The organism is Pseudomonas defluvii (assembly GCF_001695625.1).
In the GTDB taxonomy this organism is placed as follows: Bacteria; Pseudomonadota; Gammaproteobacteria; order Pseudomonadales; family Pseudomonadaceae; genus Aquipseudomonas; species Aquipseudomonas defluvii.
The window spans coordinates 1-22,628 of sequence record NZ_MBPN01000065.1 but is presented as its reverse complement, the minus strand read 5'-3'; the positions used below and the strand labels follow the sequence as shown (position 1 = coordinate 22,628).

Here is a 22,628-nt window from a genome sequence, read left to right as displayed (position 1 = left end):
CTGGCCCACGATACCGTGGCGCAGTGCGATGGCGTGCTCATGAGGCCTCCGATAGACCTGCGTGGATAATCAGTTTTTTTTGAATCAACAGCGCCAGTGCTGGGCCTGCATCGAAGGTGCTGTCTTCCTCCAGTGCTGTACAAACAGCGCCACCGAAACCAGCACCGCCTTGCAGCGCGCGGATGAAGAGGGCGCACGCTTTGCTTAGTGGCAGGACTTCAACATTTAGCGCATCTCTTAGCACTAGCAGTTGTTCTGCGTGGTCTGGATCGACCTCTGCCAGTTCCCCTTGACCCTGATGGGCAGCCCAAAGAGAGAACACAGCACTGGATGAACACAAAACACCTGTGCCGGGATGGAGTTTCAGGTGTAGCTGGTGGAGTTGTTCGGGGTATTCAAGAAACCGCGAAAGGGCTTCGAGGCCAACTCCGGGGAAGTCCGCAGCGTGATAGGCCTCTACTCGCAGGCGCTCCAGACGCGCCATATCCGCCAGGTAGGGCAGTGATGCTGCTGGGCTAAAGGTGTCTATGAAGTCGGCGAAGGTGTTGCCGTAGTTCACCAGCACGGGTGAACAAGGTGGATACGTCTGGATAAAAAACCTGGCCATGAAAGCAAAGAACTCTGCGCCGACCAGTTGCGCCACCACGGGGTAGCTGTCGGCCAAGGCGCTGGTCAGTGAACTGAACACATTGTTGCGGTAAACCGCAAAGCGACTTTCGGCATCCGGATGGCTGAATAGCCCTGCTGGGACGGTCTGTTCTGCGCTGAGTAATGCCTGGGTAAAACGCTGCTGAGTGCTCATGATTGCGCTCCATCATTGTCCAGGCACGCCTGGGCGCGTCGCGCTTCGGCCAGTAATACCGCTAAACCGGGCAGTTCATTGTCGCGTTCGATCAGTGTGGCAACCGGGCCGGTGTACTCCAGTATCTGTTGATAGAGTGACCATACGGCTGCGGCCACTGGTGCGCTGTGGCTATCGATCAGCAGGCGTTGGCCGTTGCTGTCCAATGCTTCGCTGAAACCTGCCAGGTGTATCTCTGCCGTTTCATGCAACGGCAGTGCTTGCAGGTAGTCCTGGGGTGACCATTGATGATTGATGCAAGAGACATAGACGTTGCAGACGTCCAGCAACATTCCACATCCCGTGCGGCGTACCACTTCGCGGATGAACGTAGGTTCATCGAACGTCGAGGCGTTGAATTGCAGGTAGGTGGCTGGGTTTTCCAGCAGCATGCGTCGGCCCAATGTGTTTTGAACCTGATCAATGTGCTCGCACACGCGGTTTAGGGTTTGTTGGTCGTATTGCAACGGCAGCAGGTCATTTAGAAAGCAGGGCCCATGGGTGGACCAGGCCAGGTGTTCGGAGAAGGACGCGGGTTGGTAGCGAGCCAATAGCACGTTCAAACGCTGCAGGTGCTCAGTGTCTAGCTCGCCTTCGGCACCGATTGACATACCGACGCCGTGAATCGAGAGCGCGTAGTGTTCACACAGACGCTCCAGGTAATAATGAAAGGGGCCACCCGCAACCATGTAGTTTTCGGCATGGATTTCAATGAAGCCGATATCATCGCAGCCGTTTGCCAATGGTTGAAAATAGTCAGGCTTGAGCCCCAGCCCTGCACGGGCCGGGAGCCCTTGTGTTGCGGCCCGAGTACTGCGTGCGGTGTTGCTGTCGTATTGGGACATGATTGCTGCTCGGGCCGAGGCGTTACATTTTTGGTTTGAAGGCCATCAGTTGACCGTATCCGGTTGGCGAAGTACTGCTGGCCGTTTTCTCGCAGGTGCCTTTGGGGACCAGTTTGAACGAGTTGGCTTGGTCGTTGACCTTGGAGGTGCCTGCACAGGTAGTGCCGGCACCGGCTGCGCAGTCGTTCTTGCCTTTCATGGCGACGCCAAAGCACTTTTCCATGTCATCAGCGGCGTGGGCGGGCAGGGTTACCAGGCTAAGGGCCGAGGTCAGGGCCAGGGTGAGGGCGGTTGCAGACAGCGACAGGGTGTTGAGTTTGTTGCTCATGATGGTTCTCCAACGGACAGGGATCAAGGCGATGCCGGTTGTTATGGCCCGCTCGTATCAGTAGAGAAAGTCCATCGCGTCGCGTTACAAATCGGGCAAAAAAAAACGATCCCGAAGGATCGTTTTTTCATTGGCCGTTAAAAACGGTTATCAACCGCCCAGGTAGGCATCACGCACTTTCGGATCGGTCAGCAAGGTTTCCCCGGTCCCTTCCATCACCACCCGGCCGTTCTCCAGCACGTAGGCACGGTCGGCGATCTTCAGCGCCTGGTTGGCGTTCTGCTCCACCAGGAACACCGTCACGCCATCACGGCGAAGTTGTTCGATGATGTCGAAGATCTGTTGAATGATGATCGGCGCCAGGCCCAGTGATGGCTCGTCGAGCAGCAACAGCTTCGGTTTGCTCATCAGCGCACGGCCGATGGCAAGCATCTGCTGTTCGCCACCGGACATGGTGCCGCCGCGCTGGCTGAAGCGTTCCTTGAGCCGTGGGAACAGGTGCAGCACCTTGTCCATCTGCTCTTCGTAGTCGCCCTTGGCGGTAAAGAAACCACCCATGGCCAGGTTTTCCTCGACGGTCAGACGAGAAAACACGCGGCGACCCTCCGGTACCACTGCAATGCTCTTGCGCATGATGCGGGCAGAGTCCTGGCCAACCAGCTCTTCGCCCAGGTAGCGGATGCTGCCGCTGTGGGCTTGTGGCGAACCGCAGAGCGTCATCAGCAAGGTTGACTTGCCAGCGCCGTTGGCGCCGATCAGGGTGACGATTTCGCCCTGGCGGATCTCAACGTTGACGCTGTGTAGCGCCTGGATCTTGCCGTAGAAAGTGGAAACGTTTTCAAACTGCAGCATTTACGCTTCCCCCAGGTAGGCTTTGATCACTTCAGGGTTATCGCGGATCTGTTCCGGTGTACCGTCGGCCAGCGGGGTGCCCTGGTTGATCACAACGATGTGGTCGGAGATGCTCATGACCAGCTTCATGTCATGCTCGATCAGCAGGACGGTGACGTTGTGCTCTTCGCGCAGCACACCGATCAGTGCCTTGAGGTCTTCGGTTTCCCTTGGGTTCAGGCCGGCAGCGGGTTCGTCGAGCATGAGGATCCGTGGACGGGTCATCATGCAGCGAGCGATTTCCAGGCGACGCTGCTGACCGTAGGCCAGGGTACCGGCCGTACGGTTGGCGAACTCGGTGAGGTTGACCTTGTCCAGCCAGAAGTGCGCGTACTCCATCGCTTCGCGCTCACTGCGGCGAAAGCCTGGGGTTTTGAGCAGGCCGGCGAGGAAGTTGGTGTTCAGGTGCCGGTGCTGAGCAATCAGCAGGTTTTCCAGTGCGGTCATCTCTTTGAACAGACGCACGTTCTGGAAGGTTCGTACTACGCCCTTGCGGGCGATCTGGTGACCGGCCAGGCCCTGGATCGGCTGGCCGTCGAGCAGAATCGTACCTGCGCTAGGCTTGTAGAAACCGGTCAGGCAGTTGAACACCGTGGTCTTGCCGGCACCGTTCGGGCCGATCAGGGCAACCACTTGTTTTTCCTTGACGGTCAGGGCCACGCCGTTGACCGCCAACAAGCCGCCGAAGCGCATGCTCAGGCCGCTGACTTGAAGAATTTCGCGGCTCATCGACGCAGCTCCATGTGAGGACGTTGCATAGGCAGCAGACCTTGCGGACGCCAGATCATCATCAACACCATCAGGGCACCGAACATCAACATGCGGTACTCGCTGAAGTCACGCATCAGTTCGGGTAGCAGGATCATCACAATGGCCGCGAGAATCACGCCCAATTGCGAGCCCATGCCGCCCAGCACGACGATGGCGAGGATGATCGCCGACTCGATGAAGGTGAACGACTCCGGTGTCACCAGGCCTTGGCGCGCGGCAAAGAAGCTGCCCGCGAAGCCGGCGAAGCAAGCACCCAGCGTGAAGGCCGAAAGCTTGATCACGGTAGGGTTCAGGCCCAAGGCACGGCAGGCGATTTCGTCTTCGCGCAGGGCTTCCCAGGCACGACCGATCGGCATGCGCAGCAGACGGTTGATCACGAACAGTGCAAACAGCGCCAACAGCAATGCCACCAGGTACAGGAAAATCACCTTGTTGATCGAGTTGTACTGCAGGCCGAAGTAATCGTGGAAGGTCTGCATGCCCTCGGCGGCCTTGCGTTCAAAGGTCAGGCCGAAGAAGGTTGGCTTCTCGATGTTGCTGATACCGTTGGGGCCACCCGTCAGCCCGGTCAGGTTACGCAGGAACAGGCGGATGATTTCACCGAAGCCCAGGGTCACGATTGCCAGGTAGTCACCGCGCAGGCGCAGTACCGGGAAACCGAGCAGGAAGCCAAAGGTGGCTGCCATCAGGCCGGCAATCGGCAAGCAGATCCAGAAGCTCAGGCCGTAGTAGTGCGACAGCAGCGCGTAGCTGTAGGCGCCGACGGCGTAGAAGCCGACATAACCCAGGTCGAGCAGACCGGCCAGACCGACCACGATGTTCAGGCCCAGCCCGAGCAACACATAGATCAGGATCAGGGTGGCGATATCGACCGCACCACGGGAGCCGAAGAACGGCCAGATCAGCGCCGCGACGACCAAGCCGAGGATGATCCAGCGCTGGGTACGCGGCAGGGTCAGGAAGTTGCTGACCTTGGGCGATACCAGCGAGCCTTTCGGCGCGGACCGCATCAGTGCGCTCCACTGCTTGTCGAACAGCACACGCAGGAACATCAGCACCGAACACACGGCGATCACGGTGAGGGTGAGAGGACCAGTGCCCTGAACTTCCAGGTTGATACCGACGATGCTCAGTTTGAGCCCCAGTACCGGGAAGGCCACGGCCCATACCAGCAAGGCGCTGAAAAACGCCGATTTGAGATGTCTGTTCATACTTTTTCAACCTCCGGACGGCCCAGAATGCCGGTCGGCCGGAACAACAGCACCAGAACCAAAAGGCCGAATGCCACAACGTCCTTGTACTGGTCACCGAAGATATCGGCGCCAAAGGCTTCAGCCACCCCGAGCACCAGCCCACCGAGCATGGCGCCCGGAATACTGCCAATGCCGCCCAAGACCGCCGCGGTGAAGGCCTTCAGGCCCACCAGGAAACCGGCGTTAGGGTTGATCACACCGTACTGCATGCTCAGCAGCACGGCCGCCACGGCTGCCAGTGCGGCACCGATGACGAAGGTCAGGGCGATGATGTTGTTAGTGTTGATCCCCAGCAGGTTGGCCATCTTGATGTCTTCGGCACAGGCACGGCAGGCACGGCCCAAGCGCGAACGGGAGATGAACAGGGTGAGGCCGGTCATGGCCACCAGAGTGACCACGAACACTAGAATCTGCATGTAGGAAATCAGGACTTCCTCAGCACCACCTGGGCCGAAGGAGAAACTCCCCGGAATCAGGTTGGGAATGGACTTGTCCTTGGAGTCCTGCGAGAGCAGTACCGTGTTTTGCAGGAAAATCGACATACCAATGGCAGAAATCAGCGGGATCAACCGGTTGCTGTTACGCAAGGGACGGTAAGCGACCCGTTCAATACTGTAGCCATAGGCACTGGTCACGACGATCGTCGCAAGAAACGCGGCGGTCATCAGTAGCGGCAGAGAATCAAGCCCCATCATGGCCAGCCCGGCAAGGACGATGAAGGCCACGTAAGAACCGATCATGTAGACCTCGCCATGGGCGAAGTTGATCATTCCAATGATGCCGTAAACCATTGTGTAGCCAATGGCTATCAAGGCATAGGTGCTGCCAATGGTCAGACCATTAACCAGCTGTTGGAAAAAGTGATAGATCTCAGGCATTACAGCGCTCCTAAAAACCTGATACGCATTTCACTGGTGGGGGAGCCCCGTGTGGTGCCTTGTGGTCTTTGGCCACTTCGGTACCAGCACCTGCCAGCGAACCGCTGGTGACGGTTTTAAGATTTTCAGGTGAACCAGCTCCCGGATCGCGGGAATCAGGTCCATGAACCTCGTAAAACAAAGCCCACTGCTCGCACAGTGGGCTTCTTAGTCAATGGTCAGACTGGGTTATTGAGGCGAAACTTCGGTTTTAGGTTTGCCGAAATGCCATTGGTAGACCACGAATTTGAAGTCTTTCAGGTCGCCTTTGTCGTCGAAGGACAGGTCGCCCGTCGGGGTCTTGAAGGTGCCCGCGTGGATAGCAGCAGCTACCTTGGCAGTGTCTTCACTCTTGGCGGCCTTGATGCCTTCAGCAATCACTTCTACAGCCGAGTAGGCCGGGAACACGAACGGGCCGGTCGGGTCCTGCTTCTTGTCGGCGAAGGCTTGTACTAGTGCCTTGTTGGCAGGGTCCTGATCGAAGGATTTCGGCAGGGTAACCAGCAGGCCTTCGGAGGCGTCCTGGGCGATCTGCGAGATGGAGTCGTTGCCGACGCCTTCTGGGCCCATGAACTTGGCGTTCAGGCCTTTTTCCTTGGACTGACGCAGGATCAGGCCCAGCTCTGGGTGGTAGCCGCCGTAGTAGACGAAGTCGACGTTGGCTTGCTTGAGCTTCTGGATGATCGAGGAGAAGTCCTTGTCGCCAGCGTTCAGGCCTTCAAAGACGGCAACCTTGGTGCCTTTCTCTTCGAGGGTTTTCTTCACGGCGGTGGCGATACCTTCACCGTACTGCTGCTTGTCATGCAGAACGGCAACGACTTTCGGCTTCACGTGGTTGGCAATGTAGTTGCCAGCCGCTGGGCCCTGGGCGCTGTCCAGACCGATGGTGCGGAAGATCATCTTGTAGCCACGGGAAGTGATATCCGGGCTGGTGGCTGCCGGGGTGATCATGATCACGCCTTCATCTTCATAGATGTCGGAGGCAGGTTGGGTGGAGCTGGAGCACAGGTGGCCGACGACAAACTTGACGCCATCGTTGACCACTTTGTTCGCTACGGCCACGGCTTGTTTAGGGTCGCAAGCGTCGTCGTATTCCTTGGCTTCGAGCATCTTGCCGTCGACGCCGCCCTTGGCGTTGATCTGCTCAATGGCCATTTTGGCACCGATGAACTGCATGTCGCCGTACTGAGTGACCGGACCGGTCTTGGGACCTGCGATGCCGATCTTGATGGTATCGGCGGCAAACGAATGGCTGGCAACCCCGGCCAGAACCATTGCGGCAAACAGCTTGGAAATCTGCTTAGTAGCCTTACTCATAGTGCTCCACTCATTCTGTTGTATTTTTTATAGTCCTGGCGGCCAAAGCTACAGGACCGGATCAGGTTCTCCGTCGAGGCCTCGCCTCATACCGCAGACCCGAATTTCCCCGGCCTTACCCCCGGCAACTGTACCGGTACAGTGTAGAGCGCCGCTTCATCGCTTGAAAAGCGGGCTCGCAGAGGCAAAACCTGGGCGCGTCGCTTAATTGACTGAAAGTTATAAAAAAGCGTCTTCAGTTTTGCCCTATATGTCGGCAATCCTTGGCTTTTCCTGCACTCACCGATCAATTGCTTATTTGAAACTGGGTTTTCTGCAAAAATACCGGCTTTTAGCAGCCGAATTATTTCTGGTAGGAACCCATGACTGATGAAGTAAGCACCCTCTATGCCAAACTGCTCGGCGAGACCGCGGTCATTGAGTGGAAAGCACTGGAGCGTTTTTGGGCCAAGGGTGACCTGATTTGGGTCAAGCCGACACTGGACCTGATCGAGGTCGCCGAGGCGATGGCCGAAAACCGGGGCGAAGCCTTTGCTGCATGGCACGCTGAGGGTGCTGTCGGCAAACTCTCTGATGAGCAGGCGCTAGACCTTCAGGCGCGAGATCCGCAGATATGGGCGGTGGTGGTTTCCCCCTGGATCGTGATTCAGGAAAAACCGGCGCCCTGATTTGGTGCGCAAAAATGCACAGTGGCTCATGGTTGGTGCGCGGTACTGTTCAGCCGGGGTGACACTTGGTAACAGTCCAGCGACTTCAAGGGGTGTCGGTAACAGTCCGTACCGATTGATAAGAGCCGCTTTGCGGGTGAGGAAGGTCTGCGCAGCTATCGAGGCTGCGCAGATCTTGGCGCCGGCGAAACCGGGCCCTGATCACGGGTATCTCAGTAATCAACCTTGCCTGTATGGGTGTTGAGGGAGATAACCCGTGTCTTGCCAATCCGGTGACGGTAAATTTCTCGCAGGTATTTCACCGCTTTCTTCACGCATTCGCGTGAAAGCCGGATGTCGTTGATCGAGACAAACTTGCTCTTGTCATTGATCAGCTCACGGTACTTCTTCTCATACATCGGCTTGATCGCGTACCAGTTGGTATCGAGGATCTTGGCCGGATTCTCGAACTCGTTGAGCAGCTCATCGATGTGGTTTTCGTCGAAGTGATCGCTGGTGATGAAGTCGAGCATGGCGTTGTCCAGCGTATCGTCGAAACGGTACGGGTTACGCGCAAAGCAACGCTTGATGAAGGCCACGATCAGCGTCAGGAAGTCGTCCGACAGGCACGGGCTCTTGGCGATCAGGGTGGTCAGCGACAGGTTGGCGGAGGCGCCGATGACCAGGGCATAGCGCTTGAGCGTCGTATTGGGGAACAGGCTGTTGAGGTGGGTCTTGAGCCGGTTCAGGTCCATGTAGGAGAGCTTGTAGTCCTTGGGCAGCGAGACGATCGAGACCACCGATGAGCAGTTCTTGAAGAAATGCAGATCATGCAGTGCCGCTGCGTCATAACCTGAGGTCTTGTACTGCTCCAGGGCTGCGCGGTAGCGCTTGGACTCAATCGGCAAGAGGCTGATGCCTTCAATGGCCTGGGTCTGCTTGTTGAAGTGCGGTAAGTCGATGGAGCGGAAAAACAGGTCGTCGATATCCAGGCGAGGCTGCTCTTTCTCGAACACCTTGAACTTGTCCGAGCTTGGGGTCTGCTGTTCCGGTACCACTGATTCGGCGTAGGCAATGGCCACCGGGCCTGCCAGGCTCATGAACAGGTCATTGGCATCCAGGCGGATGGTTTCGCCAATATCGATACCGGCGCGACGGAAGTAGGCCTGATCGTAGTCGGTGGTTACCGCCTGGGCGGTAAGGATGTTGAAGATCTGCTGCGAGATGTACTGGTTAGCGTGCTTTTCCATCGCATTGACATCAATGTTCTGGATAGTGCCGTCATCGCTTTCTTCGGCATAACGCATGATGTCGTTGGAGATCAGCATCATCGCGTTCCAGGGGCGAATACGGCCCATGACACTGGCTTCGCTGCTGTCTTCATTGTCGAAGTTGTAGGAGAAGTCCCATTCTTCCGAGAGATACTTGCACAGCAGGCGTCCGGCGTTGATGTGCAGGGCCTCGGACATCTCGCTACGGTGGTCGGAGATGTTCGGCAGTACGCAGATACCGCTGGTGAAGATCGGCTCAAAGACGAACGAGTGTCCGCTCTTGCCGTCATTCTCGTCAGCCGGTTTGGTGTCGAACGTCTTGTTCATGTAGGAGTACTGCTGGGCCAGGCCGAACTCCGAGGCCATGCCCGAGCCGGTACCACCACCGGCGCTGAAAATGTAGAAGTACAGGCGCGACTGGTTGGCTTTGATGCCACAGGAGTCGATCAGGTACGAATGGATCAGCTTCCAGTCAGTGCTGGAGAAACGCTGGGTTTCCTTGTTCAGGATGATCTTCGCCAGGTACTGACCCAGGATCGGTGCGTTACCGGCGCCCCCGGCATGAACCTCAGACAGGTCCATGATTTTCATTTTGCTGTAATCGCGGATAAAACCGCTGGTCTCGCCTTTGCGCGAGAAACGGATGCGCCCGGCGATGTCTTTGTCTAGGTCGCCCAGCATCACCAGTGGTTCAACCAGGAAGACCGGTTTGCTGCTCTTGTTCTGCACCAGGCGCAGGTTGTTGCGGATCCATCGCGCCGGGCTGTAGCTGATGTCGTTGCTGACCCTTTCCTCGTTGTTGAACTCATTGAGGTAGAAGGTGCGTGCGTTGTAGACCAGTTCTGCGACGTCCAAGGCAATGTTCGAGCCGCAACGGCCCAAACCGATCAGACAGACCGATGGGAACTGTTGATCAAGGCGCAGTTGGCTTTCATCTTCCTGATGTGGGCTTGGCGGAAAGACCAGGTCGCGCAGGCCGTCGAGGTTGTCGAGGATGCGCTGGATGTCGGTTTCTGTGTAGTACAGGTACTGCTGTGGGTTCAGCGTGCGAGTGCCGTAGTATTCCCTAGACCCTGTAGCAGTGTACGTGGCAGTAGACGACATCAGTTCGGAAACCACATTGGCAGGAGTGTTCTTGGAAGTCATTGTGTGCCGTGTGCCTTGGGGGGATGGCTGTTCAAAGGGAACATCATAGAGTACTCACGGAACCGGTTGTGCGGGTTTAGTCACGAGCCGTCTGTGTGAGTCCTGGGATTTTCCCTAAAACTCTGTAGGTAAATTTTCTGTTTACGCCTGCAATCTTGATCGTCCAATTGCGCAACTTCTTTAATCAAACTTTCTGGAGTGTTTCATGAGTGTTGCACGACCTTCGTTGGGGTTTGCTGGTATCGGTCTTATGGGGCTACCCATGTGCAAGCGGCTTTTGGCGGCTGGATACCCGTTGACGGTGTGGAATCGTTCACCGGAAAAGTGTGCAGACTTGGTTGCCGCGGGGGCTCGCCTGGCCACTACACCTGCCGAATTGTGCCAGTACGCCGATGTCGTGATGCTGTGTTTGGCCGACACTGCGGTGGTCCGTGAGGTTGTGTTTGGTGAAAACGGCGTGGCCAGTGGTGCCAGGGCCGGGCAGTTGTTGGTGGATTTTTCCAGTATTGAGCCTGGTGCCACCCGTGAGATGGCTGCCGAGCTGGCGGCGCTCAACGGCATGAGTTGGCTGGATACACCTGTGTCAGGAGGCACACCGGGCGCTGAGGCCGGTACCCTGGCGATCATGGTCGGCGGTGCTGCGCAGGATCTGGCGCGGGTGCAGCAGGTTTTACTGACCCTGGGCCAGCGTGTTACCCATATGGGGCCGGTTGGAGCAGGGCAGGTGACCAAGGCGTGCAATCAGATGATTGTTGCCTGTAATGCCTTGGTAATCGCTGAAGTGGTAGCGCTGGCCGAGCAGTCTGGGGTTGATGCACGCCTCATCGCCGAAGCCCTTGCTGGCGGTTTTGCCGACTCCAAGCCCTTGCAGATTCTCGCGCCGCAAATGGCTGAAAGCCGTTTTGAACCGGTCAAGTGGCATGTGCGCACCTTGCTCAAGGACCTTGATACTGCCGTCAAATTTTCGCGTGAGCAGGGTTCAGCCACACCCATCAGCGGGCTTGCTGCCCAATTGATGCGTCTGCATGGTAGTCAGGGGTATTTGCAAAAAGATCCGGCAACCCTGGTGCAGCTGTATCGGCGCAAGGACTGATACCAAGGCCGGCGTCTACAGCACACTGTTCATTGTGCTGTAGACGCCGGGTTTGCCAGTAAGACGTTCCGATACCGATCAGCCGGCAACCAGTACCCGGATGGCTTCCAGGCGCAGTGCGGCTTTCTCAAGCATGGCCAGGCCATCTCTACCTTGCTTGCGCAGGGCTTCGATTTCGCTATCGCGTACGCTCGGGTTGACGGCCTGCAGCGCGGTCAGGCGTGCCAGTTCTTCTTCGGTCTCGGCAGCCAGGCGACGCTGCGCTTCGGCTACGCGTTCGGCATGACGCGGCATGATCTTGGCTTCGCCTGCGTTGATCCGTGGCGCCAGCACATCGCGCTGAGCCTGGATGAACTTGTTTGCGCTGGCCTTGGGCACACTCTCCAGTTGGTCGTTCAGGGTTTCAAACGAGACCCGCGCGGCCAAGTCGTTGCCGTTGGTGTCGAGCAGGCAGCGCAAGGCGGCTGGTGGCAGGTAGCGGCCCAACTGCAAGGCGCGTGGCGCTACCACTTCACTGACGTACAGCAGTTCCAGCAGCACGGTGCCAGGCTTGAGCGCCTTGTTCTTGATCAACGCTACAGCGGTGTTACCCATCGAACCGGACAGGACGAGGTCCATGCCGCCCTGCACCATAGGGTGCTCCCAGGTGAGGAACTGCATGTCTTCCCGCGACAGCGCCTGATTGCGGTCGTAGGTGATGGTCACGCCTTCGTCGTCGCCGAGCGGGAAGCTGGCGTCGAGCATCTTCTCGCTTGGCTTGAGGATCAGGGCGTTTTCCGAATGGTCTTCGCTATCGATGCCAAAGGCGTCGAACAGGGTCTCCATGTAGATCGGCAGGGCGAACTGGTCATCTTGCTCCAGGATCGCCTCGACCAGTGCCTGGCCTTCGCCGGCACCACCGGAGTTGAGCTCAAGCAGGCGGTCGCGACCGCTGTGCAGCTCGGCCTCAAGGCGCTCGCGTTCGGTGCGCGCCTCAGTGACCAGCGCTTCCCATTGCTCGACATCTGTGTCTTCCAGCAGCGGCAGCAGGCGCGGGCCGAACTGATGCTGCAGGGCGTTGCCGGTAGGGCAGGTGGCCAGGAAGGCATTCAGGGCCTGGTCGTACCACTGGAACAGGCGCTCTTGCGGGCTGTCTTGCAGGTACGGCACATGCAGTTCAATGGTGTGCTTCTGGCCGATACGGTCCAGGCGGCCAATACGTTGCTCGAGCAGGTCCGGGTGGGCGGGCAGGTCGAACAGTACCAGGTGGTGAGAGAACTGGAAGTTGCGGCCTTCGCTGCCGATCTCTGAGCAGATCAGTACCTGAGCACCGAATTCTTCGTCGGCGAAGTAGGCGGCGGCACGGTCGCGCTCCAGGATGCTCAGGCCTTCGTGGAAGACCGTAGCAGGAATGCCGGAACGCACACGCAGGGCGTCTTCCAGGTCCATGGCGGTTTCGGCGTGCGCACAAATCACCAGAACCTTGACCCGCTTGAGCATCTTCAGGGTATCAATCAGCCAGTCAACCCGTGGGTCGAAGTGCCACCAGCGTTCGTCTTCGCTGGTGTCGCCTTGGGCCTGGAACGAGACTTCCGGGTACAACTCGGCATGTTCGCCCGGCGACAGCTCCATGTATTGATCGGGGCAGGGCAGCGGATACGGGTGCAGTTGGCGCTCAGGGAAGCCCTGGACTGCGGCACGGGTGTTACGGAACAGAACACGGCCGGTACCGTGACGGTCGAGCAACTCGCGAATCAAGCGGGCGCTGGCCTGTGTATCGCCGTCGTTGATCGCCGCCAGCAGGGCTTCGCCCTCGGCGCCCAGGAAGTTCTGGATGGTCGCGTGGGCCTTGGGTGACAGGCGGCCTTCATCGAGCAACTCCTGGACGGCTTCGGCTACCGGGCGATAGTGCTCGCTCTCGGCGCGGAAGGCTGCCAGGTCGTGGAAGCGATTCGGGTCAAGCAGGCGCAGACGGGCGAAGTGGCTGTCCTGGCCGAGCTGCTCAGGGGTTGCCGTCAGCAGCAGAACGCCTGGAATAATCTGGGACAGTTGCTCAACCAGCGCATACTCAGGGCTCACCTGATCTTCGTGCCAGACCAGGTGGTGGGCTTCGTCGACCACCAGCAGGTCCCAGCCCGCGGCAAACAGCGCATCCTGGGCTTTTTCGTCTTCGCTCAGCCACTCCAGAGCCACCAAGGCCAGTTGGGTGTCTTCAAACGGGTTGCTGGCATCGCTTTCGATGAAGCGCTCGGCATCGAACAGGGCAACCTGCAGGTTGAAGCGACGACGCATTTCCACCAGCCACTGATGCTGGAGGTTTTCCGGTACCAGTATCAGCACGCGGCTGGCACGGCCCGAGAGCAGTTGGCGATGGATAACCAGGCCGGCTTCGATGGTTTTGCCCAGGCCCACTTCGTCGGCCAGCAGAACCCGTGGCGCAATACGGTCAGCAACTTCGCGGGCAATGTGCAACTGGTGGGCGATGGGTTGGGCGCGCGCACCACCCAGCCCCCACAGTGACGACTGCAACTGACGGCTGGTATGTTCCAGCGTGTTGTAACGTAGCGAGAACCACGGCAGTGGGTCGATTTGCCCTGCGAACAGACGGTCACTGGCCAAGCGGAACTGGATGAAGTTCGACAGCTGGGTTTCCGGCAGGGTGCAGGCCTGATTCTGGCCATCCAGTCCGTGGTAAACCAGCAGACCGTCGACATCATCGACCTCACGCACGGTCATCTTCCAGCCTTCGAAATGGGTGATCTGGTCACCAGGCGAGAAGCGCACCCGTGTCAGTGGCGCATTGCGCAGGGAGTACTGGCGAGTGTCGCCAGTGGCCGGGTAGAGCACGGTCAACAAGCGGCCGTCCTGTGCCAGAACGGTCCCCAGACCTAGCTCGGCTTCGCTGTCGCTGATCCAGCGTTGCCCCGGTTGATACTGCTGCGCCATACTGCCTGACTCCCGCCATGAAAAGCCGACTATCTTAACGGATAGGTCTCTGTAGACCAAAGAGTCTAGCAACTTCGTCGACGAAATCTGCCGATGCTGCATGACCCGCAACAGAAGGACTGTCTTGCCATGTCTGTAAAGCGCTTGTGGTTACTTCGTCCTTTCATCGTGAGCGGCCTGGTACTGCTTTCAGCCTGTGGACAGGGCGGCTTTGAAGTGCTTGCACCGTTGCCCGCAGCGCAGATTGATGCGCTGGGAGTCGACGCCCCGTTGAAGACGGTGCATTTTCGCGACGAGGACGGTGAGGGCTTGCTGGTATTGAGCCGTACCGACGGCCAGGCAACCGACGAAGAAACGGCTGAGGATGTCGATAAAGTGGTGTTGATCGCGACACTCTATGGTCGAACGACGGCCGATGAACCGTTCAAGTCGCGCTGGCAGATCGACAACGAAACCACCTGCGCTGGCTTGGACCTTGATGTCGGGTTCTACCCGGATGTCACGGAGGTCAGTGACCTGAACAATGATGGGGTGGCGGAGTTGACGATCGCTAGCCACGCCTTCTGCGGCGGAGGTATCGACCCTCACGCTATCATGGTCGAGTTGCGTGAGGGGCAGGCGTATTACGCCATCGAAGGGCAGTCGCTGGTAAATGTGCCTGGTGACGGTTCATACGGGGGTGAGCGCAAAGACAGCCCGTCGTTGACGAATGCCCCCAAAGTACTGCGTGATCATCTGGAGGCTGTCTGGAGCAAAGTCTACAAGCGCCCCTGGAGCCATATCGACAGTGGTGGCGACAACGCGGCTCAATAGCGGTGCCAGTCGCCCAGGCTATACTGATCGTTCAGAACGCCCATCTCATCAGGCGCGAATGTGCTCGTCTCGGCTCAAGGTAATGGGGTTGCGGCCGACACACTGGCGACAGGAGACCCACCCATGCTGCCGCCTATCATCCCGCTCAGTGCTGCGCCCGTAACCTCGCAACTGGATCCGGTCAAGCCGACGCCGGACATCCCTCCCGTGGTGCCAGCCCAACCGAGCTCCGGTGATGGCAGCATTAATCTGAAGCAGCGTGACCCGGAGCAGGACACCTACTTAATGCGTGAGCAACAGCGCCGCCAACAGCGTCGCCGCAGAGATCACGACGAGCAGTACGATGCCGTACCAGGCGACGAAGTCAATGCCGACAATACGGTGCCGGTGGCGCCGCTGATGGGTGAGCAGCCACGTCAGGGGCTGCTGGTCGACATCGAAGTCTGAAGAAACACCGCTGTACTGGTCAGCGCGAGCCTTAGCCTTCATTATTGCCACTTCTGCCGTCAGCGTTTCGAGCTAACCATGAGCCAAGACAATCTGATCGACTTCGGTGCCGAGCGAGCCAAGCGCGTTCACGACCTCAACGAGAAGCGCCTGAATGAAGTCCGTCAGGCATTTGAACAGGCCATGCCGTTGGGCAAGGGCAAGAAAAAGCCCAAGGGCAAACCCAAGAAGCGTTGAAAACTTGATGCAGGTCAACCCTGCACCTGCCTCGCCCCCAGCTCTGGTGGGCGCTATTGACCTCGGTCAATTTTCCCTCCCGCCTTATTCGCTAACTTAGACCCCATCAAACAGGTGCAGGCGAATGGAGACCGATATGTTCTTCGATAATGTGGTTATCGCTGGCGTTGTGACAGTCGGGCTGATGCTGCTCTTCTTCGCGGGCCTGGGCATTTTCATCTGGAAGGATTCGAGCAAACGCAAATCGCGTTGATTCTTCCGATACAACGAGCACGCAAGGCATTTAGGGCGACTTCGGTCGCCCATTTTTTTTTGCCTGAAAAAAACCAGGCGCTCGCGCTAACACGCTTCTGCAGGCATGGGTATCGCTTGCAAGGTCGGCGGACAAGTGGGTGATGATGGTGCGGAAACAAACTGCTGGACGAACAATAGTTAGCTGGCTAATGATCTGGCTCTGATTCATTGCCGCTTAACTGTCTATCGTTAGATTACTGTTCATCAAGGTTCGTTTCGTGCCGATCACTTTGCAGGCCCTGTTGGCGCCGAACATGCGCGCTGTGCAATTTGCCCTGAAGACGCTTCTGGGCGGTGGGCTGGCGCTTTGGCTAGCGTTGCGTTGGGGGCTTGAGCAGCCTGCCTGGGCATTGATGACAGCGTTGCCCAGCCGCTATCAGGAATGGTGGTGCAGAAGGGGTTGGCCCGTTTGCTGGGGACCCTGGTTGGTACGGTTATGTCGGTGTTGTTCATCGGCCTTTTTGCGCAGACACCGTGGTTGTTCCTGTTGGCCTTGGCCTTATGGTTGGCACTGTGTACGGCCTGCTCGACACTGTTGCGCAGTGCTTGGGCTTACGCCTTCGTGCTGGCCGGTTACACCGTGGCCATTATTGCACTGCCGGCGGTTGATCATCCGTTGTTGGTGTTCGATCAGGCCGTGGCACGTTGCACCGAGATTTGCCTGGGCATCGTCTGTGCCACCCTGACCAGTGCGCTGCTCTGGCCATTGCGGGTTGAACAGCAACTGGCCGGGCAAGCGCGTCAGGCATGGGTGAATGGCATGCAGGCCGCGAGAGCTTCCCTGATCGGCGAAGAGCAGGACCGTAGAGAACTGCTGGATATTCTTGGGCGCATTGTTGCGGTCGATTCGCAGCGTGAACATGCCTGGTTCGAGGGGCATCTGGGGCGTGAGCGGGGGCGGGCCATTCGCGGCTTGAGCCAGACGTTGCTAGTTCTGCTGCGTATAGCGCGTTCGGTGCGACGCCAGTGGCGACAGCTGGATGAGCGCGAGGCAGCACAGGTGGCACCTTGGTTCAGCAAGGTTTACGAGGCCCTGGCAGCGCCGGATCTGGCTAGCCTGTTGCTGCTGCGCCAACGTGTTTGGGAGGCTGCCAGTGATCAGGCGCGCAGCTCTGCAGAACACTACTGTCTGGCCCGGTTGACGCTGTTGCTGGATAAGATCATGAACGCCACCGTGGCGCTACATGCTGTTGAGGAGGGTAAGGCGCCGGCCGACCTGCCTGACAGCCTGGCAGTGCACCGCGATCTACCGTTGGCATTGTTGTTCGGTTCGCGCAGTGCGCTGGCGTTCCTGGCGATGGCCAGTTTTTGGCTGGCCACTGGCTGGCTATCAGCGCCGGGTGGCTTGGTGCTGACCTGCGTGGTCTGCAGCCTGTTCGCCAGCCGCGAAAATGGTGCGCAGATCGGTCTGAGCTTCTTGCGGGGAATGCTGCTCGCTATTCCGACAGCGTTTTTCGTGGGGCAAATCCTGCTGCCACAGTGGAGTGGTTTCCCCATGTTGTGCATGGCGATGGGGGTGCCGTTATTTTTCGGCGCGCTAGGTATGGCCAATCCGAAAATCGGCGCTACGGCCACCTCGTACAGCCTGCATTTCATCGTCCTGGTCGCGCCACTCAACGCCATGCATTTTGATGTGGCGGTGTTCCTCAACAGTGCCCAGGCGATGATGGTCGGTGTCGGCGCTGCAGTGTTGGCGTTCAAACTGCTGGTGTTACGTGATCCCGCCTGGCATGGCCGCCGTCTGCGGGCTGCGACACAGAGCGACCTGGTGCGCTTGACCCGGCGTGATCTACGGGATGCGGAAACCTGGTTTGGCGGGCGTATGGCAGATCGTCTGCTACAGATGGCGCGACACTACGCCGCGTTGCCGGTGCAAGCACGTGAGCGCTGGGACGATGGCCTGCATGGGCTGGATATCGGTGATGAGTTGCTGCACCTGCGCATGTGTCTCGAGGTTGCCCAAATGCCTTTGCTTCAGGCTCAGCGTGCGTATCTACAGCAGCTTGAGCAGGTGCTGGCGCTGGGGCCAGGGGCTGGTCGTGAGGGACTACTGGATGAAGCCAGTGCGACTTTTATCGCGGTGTTGCAGCGCCAACCGTCAAGTGACCCTCTGCGCCTGGCGATAGGTGCTGTACTGCAACTGCAAAAGAGCTGGGGCAAATGGTGCCTTCGGCAGGAGGAACTGCATGGGTTTGCGTGAGTGGGCAGTGGGCGGCGTGCTGCTCAGCCCGTTTTTGGTTTATGTGCTGTTGGCCTTGCTGCTGACGGGTGTGCTGCGTCTGCTGCTAAGGCTGACCCCTTTGGGCAGTTGGGCATGGCATGAGGCGCTGTTCGATTGTGCGTTGTTTGTTTGTATCCTGACCCTGATCACGCGTGTGCTCGGGCCTCTGTAAGGAGTTTGACCATGCGTGCTTATGTCCGTGTTGCCGTGACCTTGTGTCTGGTCGTTGTCGCGGTGTTTGCCGGGCTTGAATTGTGGCGTTACTACATGCTGACACCCTGGACTCGTGACGCAAAGATTCGTGCCGATGTAGTCATCATCGCCCCGGACGTTTCCGGGTGGGTGCGAGAACTCAAGGCCCATGACAACCAGGCGGTCAAGGCGGGTGATTTGCTGATGTCGATTGATCGGGACCGCTTCGAGGCGGCACTTGAGAAGGCCAATGCCGTTGCCGAAACCCGTCAGCATCAACTGCGCTTGCGCGAGCAGGAAGCTTCACGTCGTGCGGCGCTGGGGCCGCAAGCGATCAGTGCCGAGTTGCGCGAAAATGCCCAGATCATTGCTGCTGTTGCTCGTGGTGAAATGCGTGAAGCCCGGGCGGAGGTAAAGGCTGCCGCGTTGAACCTGGCGCGTAGCGACGTTCGGGCGCCCCGCAGCGGGCACATCACCAACCTGCGGCTGGCTGAAGGTAACTACGTCAACGCCGGCCAACCGGTAATGGCACTGGTGGATGATTCGACCTTCTATGTCCAGGCCTACTTCGAAGAAACCAAGCTGCCGCGCATCAAGGTCGGCGCGCCGGTAAAAGTCTGGCTGATGAGCGCCGGTGAGCCAATGCAAGGCCATGTCGAAAGCATCAGTCGCGGCATTACCGACCGCAATGCAACGCCAGACAGTCAGTTACTGGCCGAAGTCGAGCCTACCTTCAACTGGGTGCGTCTGGCCCAGCGCATTCCGGTGCGGATCAAGCTCGATCAGGTTCCCAAGGACGTCATCCTGAGTGCCGGCATGACTGCCAGCGTTCAGGTTCAGGAAAACTGAAGCTTCAGGGCTAGGGGGTGAGTGGCGGGTGACATGCCCTTACCGTTCGGAATACAGAGCATCAAAAACCTTTACCGACGCAGGCTTATTTCCATTAGGCTAAGTCGCATCAATTCCCCGGCAGAGGGAACCTCGGTGTTTTTTCCGTTGCCAGGCGTGCCATTCCTTTTCTGTATCAGTGAGGTTGGACATGCACATCACGTCCCAGGACATTTGCGCCGCAGCCGATCAGCTCAAGGGCTTCGTCGGTTTCAATCGTAAGCTCGATAAGCACATTGTGCGATTCAGCGAGGACTCATTTGGCATGGACGTGGCTGAAGACAGCATCACGCCCAGCAGTGAGTTCGTCTGGAGGCGCAGCAGCGATGAGGTCATGACACTGGGTCGTGATCTGATCGAGGTGTTGTTGGCGCAGAACATCGACGAGCGGCTAAATATCAGTGAGCCTCTACGGGTCTACCTGCGGCGTAACGATCTTCCGGAGATTTCGGCGCGGCGCCGTATAGTGGCTTGAGTGTTCCGCCAAGGACAATGAGTGCGCGTCTCTAGCTGCCAGCGATCAGGTCAATGCGCAGTGTGAGACACCGCGGGCCTCAGGCTAGGCTAACGCTGGCGTATGTCGTGCAGCGGCGAAGCTGACTTGATTGCGGCCGTTGTTCTTGGCGCTGTAAAGCGCTTTGTCGGCTTCATCGAGCCAGCTCACTGGGTCGTCGAATGTTTCGTGGCAAAGGGCCAGGCCAATGCTCAGGATGATGCGCAGATCGGGTAGCTGCTCGTTGCGGTAGGCACTGATTTTTTCGCGCAGGCGTTCCATGATCTGAACGGCTTGCTCTATGTCGATGTTTGGCAGGATCACGCAGAACTCATCGCCCCCATAGCGCCCGGCCAGGTCGTCTTCACGCAGGTTTTTCTTTATCTCGGTGCCCAACTGGCGCAATACACAGTCACCGACGACATGACCGTACGTGTCATTGATACGCTTGAAGTGATCAATGTCGATAATGGCAATAACTGCTTGCCGACAGTCCTGCTGGCATCTCTGAAACTTGAGCTGTAGGGCGTCTTTCCACGAACCATGGTTGAGCAGGCCGGTCAGGCTGTCGGTGCGGCTCAAGGTACTCAAGGCACGCTTGTGTTCGGCTAGCTTGATTGCCAACTGGTAGCAGACGCCTCCCACTGCCAGCGGGTAAAGGGTGAGCATCGGCAGGCAGGCATAGACCTGCAGTGAGGTGCTGTGCAACTGAAGGCCGGGGCCGAACAGGGCAATAGACACGGCCATGCCCGTACCTTGAGCCAGCAGCCCTGACAGGCACAGACGCTTGCCGCCAGCGGCCACATTGTTCATCGTCATCATCGAAAGGATGGTTACGCTGGGCAGCGGGTTGAATTGCATGGTTGCGGCCCAGAATCCACCCATCAACGAGTCGACCAAGAGGTTTCGGCGTTCAGCGTCGTAGGGTGTTCTGGATCTCAATGCGATTCGATAAGCAATGTGCGGCCAAGCCAGGCCGTTGATAAACAGCAGCACCCAGACCCACGGCGCAACGGAAACACTGCCCAGTGCTGCCCAGACACTGAACAGGCCGATCCCCAGGCCGATGATGCGTGGCAGGTAGATTCGCCTGACAAATGATGTCCCTTTCCCGTGCTGCTGTTCCGTCATGGTCGTCGATCTTTTTGGGGCGCCGTTTATCGCATAATTTGCATGAATATTGTTGAGTATTCGGTTGCGATTGCGGAGTGGCTTTACAGGCCATTTCACGGTTGCTACGGGTAGCAACACAAAGTAATGGCCTTTTGATGCGGAGGGCGCGCTACTCGCTGCTCTCACTGGCATCGGCCTGAGCCCAATTGGCACGCCACAACTGGTTCAATGCCTGGTCGACGGGAGTGGTGAACACGCCCGCGTTACCTGCAATGTAGCCGGCTTTCCAGAACGCGTAGCCTTGGGTGAAGTCCGGTACGGGCCCTTTACCTTTTAGTGACGTAACGCTCGCCTCAATGGCCGACCTGGCGAAGGGCATGTGTGGCATTGCACTGTAGCTACCCTGAGCGCGGGCGTTCGGCATTTGGAACCCATCGACGCGAACATGCAGCACGTCGCCCATGTCGGGGTAGTGTTCGACCTTGAGAATGGTCAGGGTTGAAGCCTGTTCGTTGGGCCGGGTTTTATAAGACCAGATTTGGCCGGGTTGAAAGTCTTGAGCCAGAACACTGCTGGAAAGCAGCAAGGCGGCGAGAGCGACGTGCGGGTAGCGCATGACAAATCCTTTTGAGCATGAAAAACAGAAGTAAATCGCAATGCTTATCGGCACGAAGTTGATTGACTGTAATCAGCGTCGACACTGATGGCACCGACGCACGTGTTGCATTGCTATAGTGTGTTTCAAACCTCGACGTTCCGGGATGACGCTATGTATGCCGCCTATCTGCAGCCTTTGAATGACCGTGAACTGGGTAGGCTGGATGACCTCCTGCTCAAGTACGGCAACGACGATGCAATACAGACCCTGTCCGAACTGGATGGCCTGTTCGTTGCGTTGGCTAGCTCGCCAAGTGCATTGATGCCAAGCCAATGGCTGCCTGAAATCAGTGGTAGGCGAAAGGTGAAATTCAAAAAGGAGGCCGAGGGTGAGGCTTACTACGCGCTGTTGCTGCGGCATATGAACAGTATCGAGCAAAGCCTGCAGGATGCTACCGACCGGTTTGAGCCGCCGTTCCTGGGCTGCAGCGAGGGAATAGGTGTCGCAGACATGATTGAAGACTGGTGTTTCGGTTACATGCGCGGGGTTCAGCTTGCGCAATGGCCAGAGCTACCGGTAGAGCAGGCAGCCCACCTGGCCGCTATTGAACTGCACGGCCTGGAAGAAAACCTCTCCAAAGTAGAAGCGCTGACTAAAGAAGAGCATTCCGCGTCGATCGAACCCATTGTTGTCGCCGCTCGCGCCTTGAATGGCTATTTTCTGGCGCAGCGCGCTCCAGAAGACGGCGCCTCGTAGCCGATCTGATTAACCCCTTCAGCGGGGGCGGCTTTGTGGTCACGGCTGTTGCCGGAGAGGAAAGGTCGGGCTTTCCAGATAGCTATATAAGTAGCGATTCTTCTTTTTGCGGCGTTTCCAGTATTAGTGCTTGACGCCCCGTTTCATCTCTCTATAATGCGCACCTCTTCCGGCGCAGTCGAAACGGAAAACTCCTTGTTAATCAATGGGTTAGATGTTTAGTGATGGTGCTGGAAGTGCTTCGGTCGAATAGATCGGCAGCGGTGAAAAAGGTAGTTGACAGCGAGTTGAAACGCTGTAGAATTCGCCTCCCGCTAACGAGAGATCGAAG

At 58.0% G+C, this 22,628-nt stretch carries 22 protein-coding genes and 1 pseudogene; 11 read left to right on the top strand and 12 right to left on the bottom strand.

The window, feature by feature from the left end:
* Positions 1–37: 37 nt before the first annotated feature.
* From EKA13_RS17360 to EKA13_RS17320, 8 genes are all read right to left on the bottom strand, one after another.
* Complete coding sequence (locus EKA13_RS17360; protein WP_065760580.1) at positions 38–802, bottom strand: HvfC/BufC N-terminal domain-containing protein; 765 nt, start codon at positions 800–802, stop codon at positions 38–40.
* Positions 799–1,686 (bottom strand): MNIO family bufferin maturase, encoded by an 888-nt coding sequence (bufB, locus tag EKA13_RS17355; protein ID WP_065760579.1) that lies wholly within the window; start codon positions 1,684–1,686, stop codon positions 799–801. Before bufB ends, EKA13_RS17360 begins: the two co-directional genes overlap by 4 nt.
* A gap of 22 nt (positions 1,687–1,708) precedes the next feature.
* A complete protein-coding gene (locus tag EKA13_RS17350) occupies positions 1,709–2,014 on the bottom strand; it encodes a BufA1 family periplasmic bufferin-type metallophore (protein WP_065760578.1) in 306 nt (101 codons plus the stop codon).
* Positions 2,015–2,164: 150 nt separating this feature from the next.
* Positions 2,165–2,866: an ABC transporter ATP-binding protein gene (locus tag EKA13_RS17345; protein WP_065760577.1), complete on the bottom strand. Its 702-nt coding sequence runs from the start codon at positions 2,864–2,866 to the stop codon at positions 2,165–2,167.
* Positions 2,867–3,634 (bottom strand): high-affinity branched-chain amino acid ABC transporter ATP-binding protein LivG, encoded by a 768-nt coding sequence (gene livG, locus EKA13_RS17340; RefSeq protein ID WP_065760576.1) that lies wholly within the window; start codon positions 3,632–3,634, stop codon positions 2,867–2,869. It lies immediately after the preceding gene.
* On the bottom strand, positions 3,631–4,887 hold the full coding sequence (locus EKA13_RS17335) for a high-affinity branched-chain amino acid ABC transporter permease LivM (RefSeq protein WP_065760575.1): 1,257 nt from the start codon (positions 4,885–4,887) through the stop codon (positions 3,631–3,633). Before EKA13_RS17335 ends, livG begins: the two co-directional genes overlap by 4 nt.
* Positions 4,884–5,807: a high-affinity branched-chain amino acid ABC transporter permease LivH gene (gene livH / locus EKA13_RS17330; RefSeq protein WP_065760574.1), complete on the bottom strand. Its 924-nt coding sequence runs from the start codon at positions 5,805–5,807 to the stop codon at positions 4,884–4,886. The genes EKA13_RS17335 and livH overlap by 4 nt, the downstream gene beginning before the upstream one ends.
* Before the next feature lie 228 nt (positions 5,808–6,035).
* Positions 6,036–7,163, bottom strand: a complete 1,128-nt coding sequence (locus EKA13_RS17320) for a branched-chain amino acid ABC transporter substrate-binding protein (protein WP_065760573.1) — start codon at positions 7,161–7,163, stop codon at positions 6,036–6,038.
* 362 nt (positions 7,164–7,525) lie between these two features.
* Here EKA13_RS17320 and EKA13_RS17315 point away from each other — a divergent pair, with 362 nt between their 5' ends.
* Positions 7,526–7,831, top strand: coding sequence for a DUF2288 domain-containing protein (locus EKA13_RS17315; RefSeq protein ID WP_065760572.1), 306 nt, complete (start codon positions 7,526–7,528; stop codon positions 7,829–7,831).
* Between the two features lie 212 nt (positions 7,832–8,043).
* Here the strand turns inward: EKA13_RS17315 and EKA13_RS17310 are convergent, their stop codons facing one another.
* Positions 8,044–10,227 (bottom strand): hypothetical protein, encoded by a 2,184-nt coding sequence (locus EKA13_RS17310; RefSeq protein ID WP_065760571.1) that lies wholly within the window; start codon positions 10,225–10,227, stop codon positions 8,044–8,046.
* A 205-nt stretch (positions 10,228–10,432) separates the two neighbouring features.
* Here EKA13_RS17310 and EKA13_RS17305 point away from each other — a divergent pair, with 205 nt between their 5' ends.
* Positions 10,433–11,320 carry an NAD(P)-dependent oxidoreductase gene (locus tag EKA13_RS17305; RefSeq protein WP_065760570.1) on the top strand — a complete coding sequence of 296 codons (888 nt, stop codon included), beginning with the start codon at positions 10,433–10,435 and terminating at the stop codon, positions 11,318–11,320.
* A 78-nt stretch (positions 11,321–11,398) separates the two neighbouring features.
* Here the strand turns inward: EKA13_RS17305 and rapA are convergent, their stop codons facing one another.
* Positions 11,399–14,245, bottom strand: a complete 2,847-nt coding sequence (gene rapA, locus EKA13_RS17300; RefSeq protein WP_065760569.1) for an RNA polymerase-associated protein RapA — start codon at positions 14,243–14,245, stop codon at positions 11,399–11,401.
* Positions 14,246–14,374: 129 nt separating this feature from the next.
* Here rapA and EKA13_RS17295 point away from each other — a divergent pair, with 129 nt between their 5' ends.
* The 8 genes and pseudogenes from EKA13_RS17295 (at position 14,375) to EKA13_RS17270 (ending at position 19,812) form a co-directional block, all read left to right on the top strand.
* On the top strand, positions 14,375–15,058 hold the full coding sequence (locus tag EKA13_RS17295; RefSeq protein ID WP_065760587.1) for a M949_RS01915 family surface polysaccharide biosynthesis protein: 684 nt from the start codon (positions 14,375–14,377) through the stop codon (positions 15,056–15,058).
* Positions 15,059–15,181: 123 nt separating this feature from the next.
* Positions 15,182–15,505 carry an aspartate-semialdehyde dehydrogenase gene (locus tag EKA13_RS17290; RefSeq protein WP_065760568.1) on the top strand — a complete coding sequence of 108 codons (324 nt, stop codon included), beginning with the start codon at positions 15,182–15,184 and terminating at the stop codon, positions 15,503–15,505.
* Positions 15,506–15,583: 78 nt separating this feature from the next.
* A complete protein-coding gene (locus tag EKA13_RS27870; protein ID WP_099775586.1) occupies positions 15,584–15,742 on the top strand; it encodes a hypothetical protein in 159 nt (52 codons plus the stop codon).
* 136 nt (positions 15,743–15,878) lie between these two features.
* Positions 15,879–15,995 carry a cytochrome c oxidase subunit CcoM gene (gene ccoM, locus EKA13_RS28630; RefSeq protein WP_281182074.1) on the top strand — a complete coding sequence of 39 codons (117 nt, stop codon included), beginning with the start codon at positions 15,879–15,881 and terminating at the stop codon, positions 15,993–15,995.
* A gap of 259 nt (positions 15,996–16,254) precedes the next feature.
* A pseudogene (locus EKA13_RS17285) lies at positions 16,255–18,236 on the top strand (FUSC family protein).
* Positions 18,223–18,429 carry a DUF1656 domain-containing protein gene (locus EKA13_RS17280; RefSeq protein ID WP_065760567.1) on the top strand — a complete coding sequence of 69 codons (207 nt, stop codon included), beginning with the start codon at positions 18,223–18,225 and terminating at the stop codon, positions 18,427–18,429. The pseudogene EKA13_RS17285 and the gene EKA13_RS17280 overlap by 14 nt, the downstream one beginning before the upstream one ends.
* Positions 18,430–18,440: 11 nt before the next feature.
* Complete coding sequence (locus EKA13_RS17275; protein WP_065760566.1) at positions 18,441–19,298, top strand: efflux RND transporter periplasmic adaptor subunit; 858 nt, start codon at positions 18,441–18,443, stop codon at positions 19,296–19,298.
* 190 nt (positions 19,299–19,488) lie between these two features.
* The gene (locus EKA13_RS17270) at positions 19,489–19,812 is read left to right on the top strand and encodes a DUF2025 family protein (RefSeq protein ID WP_065760565.1); all 324 of its coding nucleotides are present in this window, start codon (positions 19,489–19,491) and stop codon (positions 19,810–19,812) included.
* An 84-nt stretch (positions 19,813–19,896) separates the two neighbouring features.
* On the opposite strand, the gene EKA13_RS17265 is transcribed toward EKA13_RS17270, so the two are convergent.
* A complete protein-coding gene (locus EKA13_RS17265; RefSeq protein WP_065760564.1) occupies positions 19,897–20,961 on the bottom strand; it encodes a diguanylate cyclase in 1,065 nt (354 codons plus the stop codon).
* Positions 20,962–21,112: 151 nt separating this feature from the next.
* Complete coding sequence (locus EKA13_RS17260; RefSeq protein WP_065760563.1) at positions 21,113–21,559, bottom strand: hypothetical protein; 447 nt, start codon at positions 21,557–21,559, stop codon at positions 21,113–21,115.
* 153 nt (positions 21,560–21,712) lie between these two features.
* Here EKA13_RS17260 and EKA13_RS17255 point away from each other — a divergent pair, with 153 nt between their 5' ends.
* Positions 21,713–22,297 carry a UPF0149 family protein gene (locus tag EKA13_RS17255; protein ID WP_065760562.1) on the top strand — a complete coding sequence of 195 codons (585 nt, stop codon included), beginning with the start codon at positions 21,713–21,715 and terminating at the stop codon, positions 22,295–22,297.
* The last annotated feature ends 331 nt before the right edge of the window (positions 22,298–22,628 follow it).